Consider the following 16,662-nt stretch of genomic DNA (forward strand, 5'->3'; position numbering starts at 1 on the left):
CTTATTTTTACTATCCACCAAACCCGATAGATTTACTATTTTCGTTTTTATTGCTTGCTACTCTAAAGGTCACCATTATATGCGTATCGGTTTGACTAATGGCTATAGAGCGGTAATCAATGTCTACTTCGCCAATTTCTTTCTTTATTTGCTCAATGTCCAGTGTGTTCACACTGTTGCCATTGCTGTCGAAAGTAAGCGGTATTTTTTTTGTGAAAAACTTAAGTTCCTTGATTTTTTCCATTGTGAGATTGTTTTAATGAGTAGTCCCAGCCAATAAACAAGTGAACAGACTTGGGTCAATGGTTTAACTTTGTCATACACTTTGTACATTGGCTAAACCTCACCAAAAATAGAGAAAAAAATGAGGAATCCAGTTTTTGGAGCAACAAAACAAAGCATAAAAAAAGACTCACCAAGGTAATTGGGAGTCTCTTATTTTTAATATATGAAAACAATTTTTGATTGATGCTAAAAACTTAGGAATGGTGTAAAAATAAAGTTCTATAGTAACGCCAAAATATTTTGTTGGCAGGAGAGGCAATATCCAGTGAATGTTGAGCCCGCCCTGCGGGACGGCGTCATAGCAGCGCTACGGCAAGTTTTTTTAACGAATTCTGTCAGCGAAAGATGACGTTAAAAATGTAAATTTATTTTGGTACTATTCCTTAGAGTTGCTCGGCAAATTGGCTGGCAAGCAACAAAGCTTCGTCCAGGTCGGGTACCTTGGGCATGAGCATTTCTGTATTACGGCTCAAGTCGCCCCCCAACATCAGACTCACCGATGCCCTGGCAAGAATATCGGTTGGTTCTATCCATATTTCTACTTTTAGGCCATGTTTGGAGGCTTCTTTATAGTACCAATCTTCCAGTAGTTCCTGCAGGTCAAGTGTTACCATTTGCAAAGTAGAATGGTCTGATACCATAATTTGAGTATGATGATCACGAAAGTGATCCAAGGTTTGTTGCAATAGTTCTTTGTGGTACTCTTCTACGCCCCAGTGTCCCTTCCAAGAAACCAAAATGGCACAGGGTATATAAGGGCTAAGATCAAAGATATCTAAATGCTCCGAGGTAAATAATGTTCTATAGTTCATAATTCGTAAGACATGTGTGGTTTCATAAACTACTAAAAATGTAATAAAAAGTTTTGTGAACAAGGTTTATATTTGTAAGAAAACTGGTTGAAACATAATAATTTGACGAAAAAATCCTTCATATCTACTACTCCACCACCCACAAACGGTGCGCCTCGGCAATGGTGGGTGGTTCAAGCCTGCCCAAAAAATTATAGATTACCTTTTCCTTAATGACTACTTCTCGTTCACGGTTTTGCTTGAGCACTACCGACAAAGGTTTGGGTAAATACACAATGGTAGTGCTGCCCCGGTATTGACTAAATAAGTCAATGAGCTTTTTTCGGTTTTGGCGGGTAATATTGGTGGCATTCCACACAAATGACTGCTGTTTACGCAAACATTCTTTTGCTTTTTCTTGCGCAGCTTGTATTACCTTGCCTTGGTTGTCTTTAAACGACACCCCCAATTCTTGTCGGAGCTTGTCTAACGATACTACAGGTAAATCTGTTGCGTATGTGTCAATCCAAGTGTCTTTGCCAGCGCCTGGCAGCCCACAAAGTAAAAATACCTCTACACAAGTATTGTCATAAATAGGGGCATCGGGGTATACTTCGGACTTTTGAAAATACAAAAAACGAGTATGTGGACTGGCAAAATGTCGTGCGGCTCCAAAACAGTGTTGCTCACGGCAAAACTCAGCAAAGAATTCAATTCGCTCCAGCCACTCTTCCTGGGTATCACTTATTCGCCCCCTTAGATCTGCCTCCGCCACCCAAGCAAGCCATTCGGTATTTACACTTAGGCTTGCCTGAATTACGGTTTTTTCGGGATGAGTTTTAGACAAAAACCAAATAGGCAAACCATGAAAACGTACCAATTGGCAAATCTGCTCTTTTACCCAATGGCTCCAGGGTAAATCTGCCAACACCTGTCTGGCTCGTTTTTCACCCTTTTTGGCGTGGCGCGGCGAAGTAATTCTTACTTGGTCGGTACCTTCTATGGGCTCTATCACGGTGCATTCGGGTTTGGCAATGTCGTGCAGCAAACAGGCGGTAAACAAAATGGTACGAGTTTGGGCGTCTGCTTGTTGCCATCCTTGCAGCTCAAACAAAGCCTCTACTACCATGCGGGTGTGAATGCCTACATTGCCTTCAGCGTGGTATATCGGGTCTTGTGGACAATCGTACAAGGCTTGCAGCCAATCAAAATGTGTTGTAAGCAAGTCCCAATCGTAGGGAATTTCAAACGATAATAGTTGTTCGGTTTTATAGCGTGTCATGTGCGGTTGTTTTTTTTCAATTGTTGTTGTATCCATTCGTGTTCAAGCGGGGCACGTTTCCAGTTTCTGGTCCAGTGCTCATCAGTTTGCACGTGGTTGGCTCTTACCCATTTAAAAACACTTTGGTCAAAATCGTCTGACTCAAAAGCAGTGGCTAAACGCACTACCGCCCCTTCTTTGGGTACTTCAATACCCAGCTCCAGGCTTTCAAACTCACTGGGTTCGCGCAAAACCCCATCAATCAATGCCTTAAGTTCGGCTTCGTTTTGCACGGTTCCTTCAAACAACACTGGCGCCAGAGGTAGGTCTAGCAAGTCGGCATACATAACCACTTCTTCCCAGGGAAGCCATACCGTGCCCTGACGCATGCCAAACACATAGAAATATTGCTGTAACCCTGTATAAGTAATAGAGTGAATCGCAAACAGACTTTCGCCAAAAACCTCTAGCTCGTCTAGTTGATAGTGTATGCGGGTGTGAATATCCCACAGGTAGCTTGACCAAGGGTTTTGGGTAGGCGCAGCATGGGAGCGGGCAAATACACCGTGTTGATTCAAGCAAGTATTTTCGCCATCCAGTTTTTCGGTAATGATGATGGGTTGCCCAATGGCTTGGTCTATAAAAGCCGCAATCTTATCGTCAGAAGTAGCCCCAGGCGACCAGGGCAAGTGATAAGTACGGGGGTATTTTTTTGAGTTCATAACAGTAGTAAGGTAAGCTACCAGCTACAGCAAGCTTAAACGTTATTGTATACCGTAATAGCAAGTAATTGGCGATAGGTTACAAGTAAAGGTAACTTGCGCTATGGCTGTAGCGTCACGTAGAAAAAATAAAATGTATTAAAAAAAGAAAGGTGTAGTTAATCAGGTAGCTCTGAGGTGTTTAGAAATGCTTATAGCAATGCCCTCTTATGGAATTTTTTTGCAAATGTGAGCATTCAAAAAAAAATCAACAATGGGCAGGCTCGCTGCAAAACTACCAATGATATATTAAAAACTACATAATGATGAAAATGGAGAAGTTGAGTTTATTGGGATTCAGCTTCAGGGTTTAACTTTTGTTCAGGAAATATTACGGTAAAACAGCTGCCAAGGTTTTTCTTACTGTGTACTTTTATGTCGCCACCCATCAATTCTACAATCTTTTTGGCAATGGCAAGTCCTAGCCCACTGCCCTGAAAACGTCGTTCCATGCCTGTACTCTCTTGCTTGAAAGGCTCAAATATTTCTTTCAAAAAATGTTCTTCTATGCCTATGCCAGTGTCTATTACCTCTATCGTCAGGCAATTGTTTTCATCGTTTAACCTCAGGGTTACCCCACCTCTTTCGGTAAACTTAATGGCGTTGCCCAGCAAGTTATTCAATACCTGTTCAAGCAAATAAGGGTCGATAAGTACTTGCTTTTGGGCGAGGTTAAATTCAATGTTCAGGTAAATATTGCGACTATTGGCGAGTACTTCCAGCGATTGTACCAAGGCACTGACTAACTCTATAATGTTTACTTGTTCCCACGATACTTCGGCTCGGTTGGCTTCTATCCGCGACAAATCCAGTATGCCATTAATAGTGTTGAGCAATCGTTGGCCGCTTTGCCCAATCAAGTGGGCGTAATGCAGCATTGTTTCATTGTCTGACTCTATTTCAATCAATTGCACCACCCCTAAAATACCATTGAGGGGAGTTCTTATTTCATGGCTCATATTGGCCAAAAAGTTAGATTTAAGGCGATTGGCTTCTTCAGCTTTGTCTTTGGCAACAATGAGTTGTTTTTCAGCGTTTTTGCGCTCTGTAATATCAAAGCGGATAAATAGGTACTTGTAAGGGTCGTGTCCTTCGTCTTTGTACAAAAAAGGCACAATGGTTACATCTACCCAATAAAAAGTCCCGTCTTTTGCCCGGTTATGAATCTCTCCCCGCCAAAGCATTCCTTTACGAACAGTGCCCCACATGTCCTTAAAAAAACTGCGTGGATGATATCCCGAGTTTACCAGGCTATGTTTTTGCCCCAACAATTCGTGTTCTTCGTATTTAGACACCCGGCAAAAAGCTTCGTTGGCGTGGGTAATGTAACCGTTGCGGTCGGTAATGGTGATAAGTGCGGCTTGATCAATGGCAAACTGTTGATGTTGTAGTTCGTTGATCAACTGCGACAGGTATTTTTCGTGTGCCTTATATTCCGTAGTGTTGGTGTGTATGCTGAGGTATTTCTTTTGGTGGGCGGCAGTATCATACATTACCCTTATGGTGAGCTTGTTCCAATAAGGTAAGCCATCCTTACGGCGGTTTTGTAATTCTTCTTCTACAATTTCATTTTTCTCTATTTTAGCCTCAATACGTTTGATTGCCTCCTTATTCAAGTCTTTTTGTTGCAAAAACTTTGTCAGTGGTACCCCTTCAATCTCCCTTAGCTCATATCCAGTTACTTTGTTAAAACTATCGTTTACCCATTCTATTTGCCCGTGCTCATTGGTCACTATTACAAAATCGTTGATGTGTTTGACTACAAACGACAAGCGGTCAAGGGTGCGTTCACGCTGAAAACGCTTTGTGATGTCTTCAAAGGTGAGCATCAAGTATGTGGATTGTCCATTGTTGCCAATAAACCTGGTCTTCACGTCCAGCACAGTTTCCTGCGCATTGTTGTGCCAATGCAATACATCTTCAAAAGCTTTTTGTTTGATAAAAGCGTGTTTAATCAAAGTTAACAAGTGCCACCATTCGCGCGAGGCACTGCTCCACAAATGCTGTAAGTTGGCCTGGTTTACTACTTCAGGCGTGGTTTGCCACCATTGGCAATAAGTTTCATTGGCAAGCAATACGTTCATTTCGGTATTGATGACCAACACCGCCAAGCGCGTATCCTGCATGACAGATTTGCCCAATAATAAAGTGATTTCGTCTGTGTTGATGGGGTTTTGACGAAGGTCAGCAGTAGGTTGATGAATGGATTCTCCCTCTTTAATTTGAGCCAGGTAAGGAAATAAATCTACGCCCGAAGCTTTAGAAAGTTTTTCTATCAGGGAATGTATGTCAGCATCCATTTGAGAAGTATTATTTATTATGAGTATATAACTACCCAGTTTAGTTTGTTCAATGCCTTAGAGTATGAATGACGCATTTTGTTTGCTGCCTGTAGAACAGGGTTTACCTAGTGGAGGTTATGCCGACATCCCGCTTGCGGGGCACTTAGTGCACTAGGGATTTAATAAATACGCTATTTATTCGAGACTATTTTGTTTGCTGACGCACTTCAAAAAGTGCGCATAGCCAAAGCTACGCAAACTTTTTTAAGTAAAGTCAGCAGGCTAAAGACTCCGAAGAACCGAGCCTACAGCTCTGCTGTGGCGAGCTCTGCGAAGCTAATGTAGTAGGAATTTAGTCCCTAGTGCACTAGAACCTTTTCGGGGCTTTTAACTCTACAAACAAGTGCAGGTGTAAACTGGGTAGTCATACCATATTTACTTAAAGTACCTAAAGTCGTGGTTGTTGGGCAATTGCACCAAAAACTCATACATGAGGTCAATTACTTGTTCTACATCATCTTTCGACACCGTTTCTACTGTAGTGTGCATATATTTTAGAGGTAGCGAAATTAGTGCCGATGCTACTCCTGCGTTAGAATAAGCAAAGGCGTCAGTATCGGTACCAGTACCACGCGAAGAAGCCGTTCGTTGAAAAGGAATGTCTTTTTCTTCGGCTACTTTAATCACCATATCCAATACATTGAACTGTACTGATGGAGCGTAGCTCAATACGGGTCCTTTTCCGCAACTCAAGTCACCTTCTTTTACTTTGTTGTACAGCGGCGACTGGGTGTCGTGGCAAACATCGGTTACCAAGGCAAGGTCAGGTTTTATACGGTTGGCAATCATTTGTGCCCCACGCAAACCTATTTCTTCTTGTACACTATTGGTAATATACAAACCAAACTCAGGCCGTACCCCGTTCTCGTGCAGTTTGCGTGCCACTTGAGCAATCATATAACCTCCAATACGATTATCGAGCGCGCGCCCCACATAGTATTTATTATTTAACTCGGTCAGTTCGTCTTCAAAAGTAACTACTGAGCCTACATGTACTCCTAGCTCTTCTACTTCTTCTTTGGTACTACAGCCACAATCGAGCACCAGGTTTTTTATTTCGGCTTTGGGTTCATTTTTTTCGCCCATTCGTGTATGAATCGCCGGCCAACCAAATACGCCTTTTACGATGCCTTTTTTGGTGTGAATGTTTACCCGCATCGAGGGAGCTATCACTGGGTCAGAGCCACCATTGCGAATTACATAAATGTAGCCATTTTCGGTAATGTAATTTACATACCACGAAATTTCGTCAGCGTGTGCTTCTATTACTACTTTGTATTTTGCCTCTGGGTTAATCACCCCTGCTACCGAACCATAAGTGTCTACTATATAGTCGTCTACATAAGGCTTGATGTAGTCTAACCATATTTTTTGTCCTGAACTCTCAAATCCAGTGGGTGAAGCATTGTTTAAATATTTCTCTAAAAACTCTTGTTGTGTCATTAAACTAAAAGATTAGATAATACAATATATAAAAGTTGTTTTGTGTTTCTTTATTGATACCAATGGACACACGCCAGCAATGCCTATGTCTATGAAATATGAGACTACTTTAAGCCCTGATTAAAAATAGACTAACCAGCAAATATAAATAACTTCAGCATATCCTTGGGGTTTCATCTTAAAAAAGCCAATCAAAAAAACTGATAGGCGACAATGCAGTAAGTATGGGCAAATATTGAGATAAAAATTCTGAAAATATGTCCGCAAACTATGTCATGAAGAGTATGTATAATTGCATAAAGAGGGAGCCGTTAGGTTCATTAACAACTCATTAAGAGATGTTTATAAATATTTAACACCGCTCTATAATACAAAGTGGTAAATTTATCGTTAATTTTGTAACATAATGATTGATACTTAGGAATAAAACCAGGAGTGAAACTCTTTTCTTTGTTTTTAGTAGGCATTACAAAAAAACGAAATGAGTTTTAGCGTATGTTTATTCCTTGGTAATCATTAAAAAAATAAAATGTATAGAGTAATTATTAACTACGCATAAACAACGGACAAGGAGTTGACAAACAGTTAGTTGCTTTTGTTCGTTTGTTGCACTTAATTTTGACCAAATTTCTTAAGTGATCTGGAAAAAATAAGATGTGCCAATTTAAGAAAATATATTGTTCTCAGACGATTCAAAAAAAACGGTGCATAGCCAAAGCTATGAGGCTTTTTTTTTGAGAAGAATGAGGGCAATAGATACACTTTAATGGCTCAAATTATTTATGAAAGATCACTAATAATTACTTGAATAAAGTATTATGTTATTTTTTAGTATGATTACTTATCTACAAACCCAAGTTTTTATGAAAAGATTATTGCCAATAGGGCTATCGTTTATTTTTGCATTGGTTGCTACGGTAGCCTATGCCCAGCCAAAGATTCAGTTTAATAAAACCAAGCATGCATTTGGCACCATCAAAGAGGATGGCGGACTTGCTCAGGTAACCTTTAGTTTCAAGAATACAGGAAACCAAACGCTCAAACTAACCAATGTGAAGGCGTCTTGTGGGTGTACTACCCCTACCTGGACCAAAGCCGAAATAAAGCCGGGTGGTTCAGGCGTAGTAAAAGCTGCTTTTAACCCTATGGGTAGAGTAGGCGCATTTAACAAAAGTATTACTGTGCGAAGTAATGCGCAACCTGCTGTAAGCATTTTACAAATTTCGGGAAAGGTAACCCCTCGCAAAAAAGGACCAAAAGATTGGTATCCGGTAGCTTTGGGTAACCTTAGGTTTAAATCAAACACGGTGTGGTTTGGTGACATTATGCACGACAGCAAAAATACCGAAAAGTCTACTTTTATTTATAACGATGGCAACGACCCCATCACGCTTAACTTAGCGGCTACCAAACTACCTAAACACGTACAGATTGTATCGGTGTTTGAAGCAAAGGTAGGGGAGACCAAAGTAAAAAAAGCCAAGCGTAAGAAGAAAAAAGAGGTCACCATTAAGCCTAAACAGGCAATAGGGCTTACGTTTGCTTATAATGCTACCGAGAAAAAAGACTGGGACTATGTATATGATAGTTTTATGCTGATCACTGATGACAAAATCCAAGCTAAAAAACGTATGAGTGTGGGTGGATACATCAAAGAAAAATTTTCTAAAAAAGCCCTTTTAACCCCCCCAGCAGCCAAATTTGACAAAACCACGCACAGCTTTGGTACGATGAAGCAAAATGCGCGGGCATCTGCCACCTTTAAAATAAGCAACGAAGGCAAAAGCACTTTGTATATTCGCAAAACCAAGGCATCTTGTGGTTGTACAGCTACCAAGCCTAAGAAAAAAGTATTGGCACCTGGCGAGTCTACTACCATTGGTGTAACTTATTCAAGTGGCACATCTAAAGGGCGTATCAATAAGAGTGTAACGGTGATTACCAATGACCCTAAAAAGCCTAAAACAGTATTGAGCATTACGGCTGATGTAAGCCCAAGTGCTAAGCCTAAAAAGTAGTTTTAAACTACAAGTGAATCAATTTAAAAACCCTGCTTGTCAATCAAAAGATAAGCAGGGTTTTGTTGTATCTGGGCTAAATAAGTATTCCTAAAGCAGTAAAGTCAAGCCTTGTACACAAGACTTGACTTTTGAAAATATAACATATAAACTTAGCTTACGAATTTTTCTACTTAACCGTTGGCTAACCAGTGATGGGCAGCTTTCATGTCTTTAAAAGACTTGGCAGCAATGGCGTACCTTACTGCTTGGTTTACATTTTCTTTCAATGTATTGATCGCTACTTCGCCAAAAATATTGTCGGCATTGATGATGGCAAGTTTTTTCATGCCTGCTTTATACATTTGCAGATTCCAGGTATCTCTCAGCCAGTCTTGCTCTGCTTTTTTTACTGCGCCTAGTTTTTCGGTGTTTAACACCACTCCTGTGTTGGGCTGAACAGCCGTTGTATAAAGTTTATAGCCGTTTTCGAATAGTTTAATAAGCTGTGGACTTGTCAAAAATCCATGAATATTTATTGTAAGACATTGGTTAGACGCACTATATTCTACAGTTGCGTTCTTTTCTTTGTAAAGGACTTGGTTACTATTGCTCATGGTTTGTTTTCAAAAAAAAATTAAATTTTGATAATACAAAGTAACTTACTTTTGCCCATACATGTAAACTCAATTTATATGTAAACTCTACCCATGTAATAATTTATAAATGTTTATGAATGCACCAGACGTAAAAACTCAAAAAAATAGGTGATCTCTAACTAATAAACTTATAACTTACTGAAAATAAGTATGCCATGAATTTGTTAGCTACCTATGAACTCAACGCAGTTAAACAGGGTGTACCTAGTGGAGGCTATGCCGACATCCCGCTTGCGGGGCACCTGGCACCTAGTCGCTAGAACCTTGTTGGGGCTTCTAAGGTGACCTCTTCCATCAAAATAGTACCAAAACGGTGTAAGTTATATACAACATTTGCTCAGATATTTACTCGTTTTTTGATAGTTTAATCCAATAGGTATTTATCTATTTGCTTAAAGAATTGCTGAAGCAATGCCTCGTTCAAAGCTTTTTGGTAATCAGGGTCTTCTATTTTTATCCCATACGCCTTATCTCTAAACATTTTGGGCTCGTAATTACGACGGGCTTTTTGGTCTTGAAAACTAGTCCGGCGAAAAACGTTTTCGGGGCGTTTATACTTCTCCAACCCTTGGGGCAATACTGCCATCAGGTATTTTTGCTGTGACCCCGATTTGGCGGTAAAGTGGTGTACTCCACCTTCGTTTTTGAAATATAAATAAGGCAACGTTCCCTTAAACTCGATCTCTATCCCAATCAGGTTTTGTGGCTCAGGATTTTTTCGTTTGTCATAGGGTTGCCGCTGGTAAATTCTGCGCCTAACAACCGGCTTTTTTTCTTTGCCATTCTGGTTATCTTCCTCCACTTCTTCGTTCAACACTTCTGTTTCTTCGCTTATTTCTTCTTCTGGTTTGGTCTTCGCGTTGGTTTCCATGACATTGCCCTCCAGGTAGCCATGTTTGTTGTGCCAAAGGGTGTACATTTCTACCGACAAGTTGTGGGCTTTGGCAAACTCTATGTAAAGATCGGTAATGGTAAACAAAGACAAACGTGCACCATAAATACCCATAGAACAAACTGAAAACTCAGGATTTTCCAATGATACCAGGTGTGCCTTAAGTGTCATAAAGTTTTGCGCCCATAGTTTAAACTGGGCATGCAGGGCTATTTCATCCTTTTTTTCTTCTACTCCATTCAAAATCAAGAAGTTGTCCGACTCTATCTCCTCTATTTCTTCAAATGATGATTCAAATTTTTTGCGCAAATTAATCAATTCATAATAATACTTGCGTTGCTCCTCATTTTTCCAGAAATCGTTTTCTTTCTTGCGCTTTTTGGCTTTTTGGAGCTTACGTTCCAGTTGGTCTATTTTGCTCAGAAAGCGGGCAAAGTAACTGCCTCGGTCTATAGTATTGGTTTCGCGGCGGTAGCGGGTAATAAGCGTAATAAAATCTATAAACTTAAGTTTTTCGCTTTCGCTGATCACCTTTTGGGTAATTTGAATGTCATCGCGGCGTTGAATCTCAAATACTATAGTGGCAGTTTGGGCACCATTGTCTACATTGGCCACATAGGTTTTTACCCCTTTGTTATCTTTACTTTTTTTGGTGGGCTTCTCAAGCGGTTTTTTCAAAAACACATCCACCTGCAAAGGTTGTAAAAAATCGTACTCGTTCAATGCCTGCGACAAAGGTACAATGAGTTGGGTCTGTAGTGTTCGCTGTAGAAAACGGGCGCCATAGTTGGCATTGTACCCCTTTTTGCCCAGATAATCGAGCACATTTTGCCCTATGTTTACTTCCAGGTTGCGCCCTTTGATACCCTCCCGTTTTTTAACCAAATCTATTTCACGATCAATAATTTTACGCACAATGGGCTTATCCAAAGGAGCAAAAGCAATGACTCTGTCTAAACGGTTGAACAGTTCAGGACGGAAGTAGGCTTGTACTTCTGACTTAAAGTGAGCCGCTGCCGCCTCGGCTTCGTTTTTGGTTTCTACAAAACCAATCGACCCCGTTTGGAACGAGCGTGCCCCAATGTTGGAGGTCATAATAATGATAGTACTACAAAAATCTGCCACCCTGCCCCTGGCGTCAGTCAGGCGTCCTTCGCCCAATATCTGCAGGAGCAAATCATAAAAAGAAGGGTGCACTTTTTCGAGTTCATCAAACAATAATACCGAAAAAGGATCTTGCCGTATCGACGAAGTAAGCAAACCCTCGCCGCTGGTACCGTCTCCAGTCAGGCGCATAATAGCGCGGGTATCGGTATATTCGCTCATGTCAAAACGAATCATCTTGTTGCGGTTGCCAAACATAAACTGGGCAAGCACTTTAGCCATTTCGGTTTTACCCACCCCGGTGGGCCCCACAAAAAGTAGCGAAGCCAACGGCTTGCCCCGGCGTACTACCGCCGCCTTAATGGCCACCAAAAGGTCTGATACGGTATGAATGGCCTCATTTTGCCCATAGATATTGGTCTGGAAATAATGCTGCATTTTGTCTACCTCCAAGGCTATTTCGGGATTAATCATAAATTCGGGCATCCCCGTTTCCTGACAGAAGCGCTCAAAAATGGCCGGCTTGTCTATGATCTTAATTTCCTTTTTCTCTTTGTCAGAAACAATAGAGGCTAAAAAATGGATTGTTTTGCCGGGCAGTTCAGAGTAGGGTGTGTACCACTGTTGCAAGCGCAGTATTTCTTGAATGGCTTCTTCTTCTACGGCACAATTTTTTTGGGTGGCAATGTAGTTTACCTTCTTGGTGACAATTTCCAACACCTGCTCATCAGACATATCTTCTATGTTGATGGTGTTCAATAAACCCAAATAGCCAGGCGAGCGCATTTCTATCCGAGAAGCTTCCTCAGGAGTACATTCGCTAATGATGGTTATTTCTCCCCTGGAAATATAATCACGCAGATAGTCTGCCATCGACATATTGTTGCCCACATACTGCCCTACTTCAAACAATTCAGAGAAATTGCTCACGTACAAAATGTCGCCCGACTTGCGCAGTTCACGGCACACATCGGCCAAGTACTCTTCCCAACTACCCAGGCCAGTAAGACGGTGGAGCAATTGAGCGGCTGATACCTCCCACACCGAAACATCACTTAACCCGTGTTGACCTTTTACCCGGCAAAACTCTTTGATGAGGGCAGTTTTTCCCTTGCCCGATCCTCCCACAACGAGCACACTATTTCGGTGCTTGGCTTTCATAGTAGTAAGCAACTGGTCATACTCTTTGGTCAAGCCAAACAGCTCTACTTCGTTTGCGCTAAGGCGATGGGCTATTTGGGGCAAGATAGACTCTTGGTCGCGTTGCTGAATATCTTCTTGCTCTGATAGGGTATAGAAGTTAAACTCAGTGGGCACGGTGTGTATTTTTATGTTCGAAAACCACTGAGTAGTAAGCAATGACGTAGGCGATTTGAGGCGTTTTTTGCGAATAAACTCCAGTTGAATGTTGTCTTTGAGGTTCTCTTTGAGTTCTTCTAGGCTGTTTCCCGCAGATTGTACGCCCAAAGTAGGCACAAAACCCAAGAATTGTTGGTGGTGATTTTCCAGGTAAAAAAGTTCGTAACTAAGGGTAAGTTTAGGAAAAAACTTTTGTTTGGACGCCTCCAGTTCTATCTCTATAGTTTCCTGAATCAATGGTTGGTCCAGCACATATTTTAGCAATGGATGATACTGCCCTTGAGTGAGCAGGTTTTTATGAATTGCCTTGTAAAGCTGACGTGCTACTCCTATTTCCGAAACATTGAGGCGCACGATGTCATTAAAATGCAGAGGTGAGGTAACAGTTACTCCCGACTGGTGGGTGACTTCACTTATTAATAGGTTTAATTTGATCTTTTTCAAAGTGTAAAGTTTTACTTAAGTAATGATCTGATATAAGTTTCTGATAATGGTGTGATAACAATTTGCAAAATAATCAAATTAGCGAAACCACAAAAACCCAGGCGAGTGTTCTCGGGCTAAAAACTTGGCAAGTTCGGCTCACCGCTCCTCCAAATTCAAGTTTGGAGCAGGCAAGCTTGTTCCTGAAGGATTTTCAGCTGAGGGCCAATAAGCTAAGGCGAACTGAAATATTTAGCTATTTAATTATTGTTTGAAACCTTTGATTACCAGTAGGTTGTGTATTTTTGCTTAATGTTCAAAGTTAATAAATCTTTGCATCAATAGGCAGGTTAGCATTCCCATATTTTGCAAATCATCAAGCCATTAAACCCAAGGTTTTCGAATAAAGCACTCAATCATTGTTCAAAATAATTTGTTTTATAACAATCGGTCTATATATTTGTAATAATTATAACAATCGGTCTACATAAATAAAATTGTAAAACAATGAGAGAAATAGCTTCTAACGTGTATCAAATAAGTGTAATGCCCCGCCAAGCAATCAATACGTATTTGATAGGTGATGTGTTGGTTGATTCGGGCTCCCGTCAGTCGTTTAAAAAAATAGCCAAAGCACTTAAAAACCGTAAAATTTCGGGGCATACGCTTACCCATGCGCACCCTGACCATCAGGGGTCAAGTAAACAGGTTTGTGAAACTTATAAGGTACCGTTGTGGTGTGGTAGCAAAGATGCGGTGGCAATGGAAACGGGAGATTATACGGGTTTTATTCCTGAAAACGCCATTAGTAATTTTGTAGATAAACGCTTTCGTGGTCCCGAACACCCCGTAGACCGTCGCTTGGAAGAAGGGGATGAAGTGGCAGGGTTCACTGTAATTGATGTACCGGGGCACTCGCCAGGGCATGTAGCTTATTGGCGCGAAAAAGATGGAGTATTAATTTTGGGCGATGTGCTGCGGAATATGAACTATGCTACTACGTTGGCGTATCTTGCCGAACCTCCCAAGGTATTTACGCCTGACCCGGCAATGAACCGAAAATCTATTCTGAAGATTGCAGAACTAAAACCCAAACTGATTACTTTTGGGCATGGGGCACCTTTGACCAATATGGATAAGTTGTATAGGTTGGTAGACAGAATTAGTTCGTAATACCCACAGGTCTTTGGCTGATTTTTATCTATTGCTTGGTTTGACTTTTCTTAAACACGGTTTTCTTATAAAAAATGAGAATATTACTTCTTGTACTGACAAAAAAGCCTCTCTTCTCCGAAGAACTGAGATCAATTGTCCAGTGGATGTAGGGAGGCTTAAACATAGTATGATAAACTGCAAAATGTTGCTTGTTAAGCACACATGTTTTTATTGAGTTTTATAAGAAAGCCTTGTTTTTTTAATATTGTATTTGCAAATATGAGATTCAACTAAAAAATATGGCAAAAAAAAAACCTAAACAAGTATTGCTTGAGGCTACGGTGAGCCTGATGGGTGAAAAGGGATATTTTGGTACGGGACTGAGCGAGGTACTGAGCTTGAGCCAGGCGCCTAAGGGCTCATTATATTATTATTTTCCACAGGGCAAAAACCAGTTGATGATAGAGGCTATTCAGTTGGCAGGAACCCAGGTAAATGATGTTTTGCGGCAAATGTTGGTGCCTCAAAATGACCTTAAAGTGGCTCTGCAACAGATTTTCAGCTTTTTTGCCCAACAACTTCTGTCGTCCGATTTCAAAAAATCTTGTCCAGTGGCTACTGTAGCGGCTGAGAGTGCTTCGCTTGCCGAAGAGGTACGACTTGCTTGCGAGCAAGTGTATGCCAGTTGGCACACAAGCATTCAGCAGTTTCTGGAACAAAAAGGATTATCGAATACGCTTGCTGAAAAATACGCCAGGTTTTCGCTCAACCTTATAGAAGGCAACTTGCTGATGAGCCGGGTTTTTAAAGATACCAAACATTTGGAACAAGGACTTGAGGTATTGCTGGAGGTGATGGGTAGTAAAGAGTAGTGCATTAGGTACTAAGTTATTCACATATTATTTGGCGACTTTTGCCCTTCACAAAAAATAGGGCAAGGAAAAAATATGCAAATTGTACTTTTTTTATCCATAGAAATCGTAGTTAATTCATCCAAATTAATAGGCAACTTATTTAATCCCTAATGCACTGGTGCATTGGGTACTAAACCCTTTGCACATATTTCGGTCTCTTTTGCCTGCTGACTTTACCTAAAAAAACTAACGTAGCTACAGTTCCGATATGCATCGGAATTCAGAAAACGAACTCTGATTGTTTTTTGGAGGTTCGACAGCCGCCAAAATAAACTCGAACTAGTGTATAAATTACTTAGTTCCCAAAGCACTAAGCATTTTGGTGGGCACCTTGGCTTGGAGCGGGTTCAAACAAAGAAAATGAGTGAGCAATAGGGGGAATACATCACTGGGCACTCTTATGTTTGTAGCTTTTCAAAAAACACCTCATTACAGGTTTTCATACAATTAGTCGGATAAATAAGTGCTCCTTTGTTTTATGGGAGCAAAAGTATTGCCCATGGGGTAGTTTTACAAACTGTCGCATGGTGCTGATTATATGGTATATTTATCAAGCTTAGAGCTTGTTTAAAGTGGTCGTTTACAGGAATTTTTAGATTAGATACGTCAAATCGAGCTTTAGCGAGCTCTGTTTCACCTTTGAAAATTAGCATTTAAACTAATTTTGAAGACGACAACATCTGGTAGATGTTGGGCGAGCCCCGTGTGATGGTGGCTATTGCTGATAAGTTTGACAATATATAATCCGAAAAGTAGCGTAAAAGACCTAGTCAATGAATCGAGCTGCAGGCGAGTTTCTAAATCCCGAACTTGTCTTCGGGGCTCTGCCTTTTGGCTAATTTTAAACAAGCCTTAATTTATTCGTTATGAAAACTAAACTATCCCTCATTCTTTTTATTTTTTTTAGTATAACAGGTGTTGCCCAAGAGCGTACCATTACCGGACAGGTGACCGACGTGAACAAGGAAACCTTACCAGGTGTAAATGTAATAGTCAAAGGTACAACCCTGGGTGCTGTCACCGATGTTGAAGGAAGGTATACAATATCGATACCGTCTACTGCTCAAGTATTGGTTTTTTCTTTTGTAGGCTTCCAAAACAAGGAGGTACAGCTAAAGGGGCAATCAGTGGTGAATGTAGTGCTGAAAGAAGAAGGAGGTCTTTCGGAAGTGGTAGTGACTGCATTGGGGGTACAAACCAAAACATGTAAGGTAAGCCAGGTTTTGAGTCGCAAAAAGGTGGGCAGTACCAAAGCCAAAGAAGCCAAAACCTGGAA

12 protein-coding genes are annotated in these 16,662 nt (G+C 40.9%); 4 read left to right on the forward strand and 8 right to left on the reverse strand.

Annotation, left to right across the window (positions count from 1 at the left end):
* Window positions 1–10: 10 nt before the first annotated feature.
* From M23134_RS34310 to M23134_RS34335, 6 genes are all read right to left on the reverse strand, one after another.
* A complete protein-coding gene (locus M23134_RS34310; protein ID WP_002704870.1) occupies window positions 11–244 on the reverse strand; it encodes a hypothetical protein in 234 nt (77 codons plus the stop codon).
* A 424-nt stretch (window positions 245–668) separates the two neighbouring features.
* Window positions 669–1,097 (reverse strand): hypothetical protein, encoded by a 429-nt coding sequence (locus tag M23134_RS34315; RefSeq protein ID WP_002704873.1) that lies wholly within the window; start codon window positions 1,095–1,097, stop codon window positions 669–671.
* A 127-nt stretch (window positions 1,098–1,224) separates the two neighbouring features.
* Window positions 1,225–2,358, reverse strand: coding sequence for an AAA family ATPase (locus M23134_RS34320; RefSeq protein ID WP_002704876.1), 1,134 nt, complete (start codon window positions 2,356–2,358; stop codon window positions 1,225–1,227).
* Complete coding sequence (locus tag M23134_RS34325) at window positions 2,355–3,059, reverse strand: RNA ligase family protein (RefSeq protein WP_002704879.1); 705 nt, start codon at window positions 3,057–3,059, stop codon at window positions 2,355–2,357. Before M23134_RS34325 ends, M23134_RS34320 begins: the two co-directional genes overlap by 4 nt.
* Before the next feature lie 326 nt (window positions 3,060–3,385).
* A complete protein-coding gene (locus tag M23134_RS34330) occupies window positions 3,386–5,398 on the reverse strand; it encodes a PAS domain-containing sensor histidine kinase (protein WP_002704882.1) in 2,013 nt (670 codons plus the stop codon).
* A gap of 417 nt (window positions 5,399–5,815) precedes the next feature.
* Entirely contained in the window at window positions 5,816–6,883 is a 1,068-nt protein-coding gene (locus M23134_RS34335) for a M42 family metallopeptidase (protein ID WP_002704884.1), read from the reverse strand.
* Window positions 6,884–7,746: 863 nt separating this feature from the next.
* On the opposite strand from M23134_RS34335, the gene M23134_RS34340 reads away from it, so the two are divergent.
* The gene (locus M23134_RS34340) at window positions 7,747–8,901 is read left to right on the forward strand and encodes a DUF1573 domain-containing protein (RefSeq protein WP_053337446.1); all 1,155 of its coding nucleotides are present in this window, start codon (window positions 7,747–7,749) and stop codon (window positions 8,899–8,901) included.
* Between the two features lie 173 nt (window positions 8,902–9,074).
* On the opposite strand, the gene M23134_RS34345 is transcribed toward M23134_RS34340, so the two are convergent.
* Window positions 9,075–9,497 (reverse strand): hypothetical protein, encoded by a 423-nt coding sequence (locus M23134_RS34345; protein ID WP_045114912.1) that lies wholly within the window; start codon window positions 9,495–9,497, stop codon window positions 9,075–9,077.
* Between the two features lie 406 nt (window positions 9,498–9,903).
* Window positions 9,904–13,338: an AAA family ATPase gene (locus M23134_RS34350; RefSeq protein WP_002704888.1), complete on the reverse strand. Its 3,435-nt coding sequence runs from the start codon at window positions 13,336–13,338 to the stop codon at window positions 9,904–9,906.
* A 486-nt stretch (window positions 13,339–13,824) separates the two neighbouring features.
* Here M23134_RS34350 and M23134_RS34355 point away from each other — a divergent pair, with 486 nt between their 5' ends.
* From M23134_RS34355 to M23134_RS34365, 3 genes are all read left to right on the forward strand, one after another.
* Window positions 13,825–14,490, forward strand: a complete 666-nt coding sequence (locus M23134_RS34355) for an MBL fold metallo-hydrolase (protein ID WP_002704890.1) — start codon at window positions 13,825–13,827, stop codon at window positions 14,488–14,490.
* Between the two features lie 281 nt (window positions 14,491–14,771).
* Window positions 14,772–15,344: a TetR/AcrR family transcriptional regulator gene (locus M23134_RS34360; RefSeq protein ID WP_002704892.1), complete on the forward strand. Its 573-nt coding sequence runs from the start codon at window positions 14,772–14,774 to the stop codon at window positions 15,342–15,344.
* Between the two features lie 908 nt (window positions 15,345–16,252).
* On the forward strand, window positions 16,253–16,662 hold a 410-nt coding region (locus M23134_RS34365; protein ID WP_045114913.1), incomplete at its 3' end, for a carboxypeptidase-like regulatory domain-containing protein.

This window comes from Microscilla marina ATCC 23134, assembly GCF_000169175.1.
GTDB classification, from domain to species: domain Bacteria; phylum Bacteroidota; class Bacteroidia; order Cytophagales; family Microscillaceae; genus Microscilla; species Microscilla marina.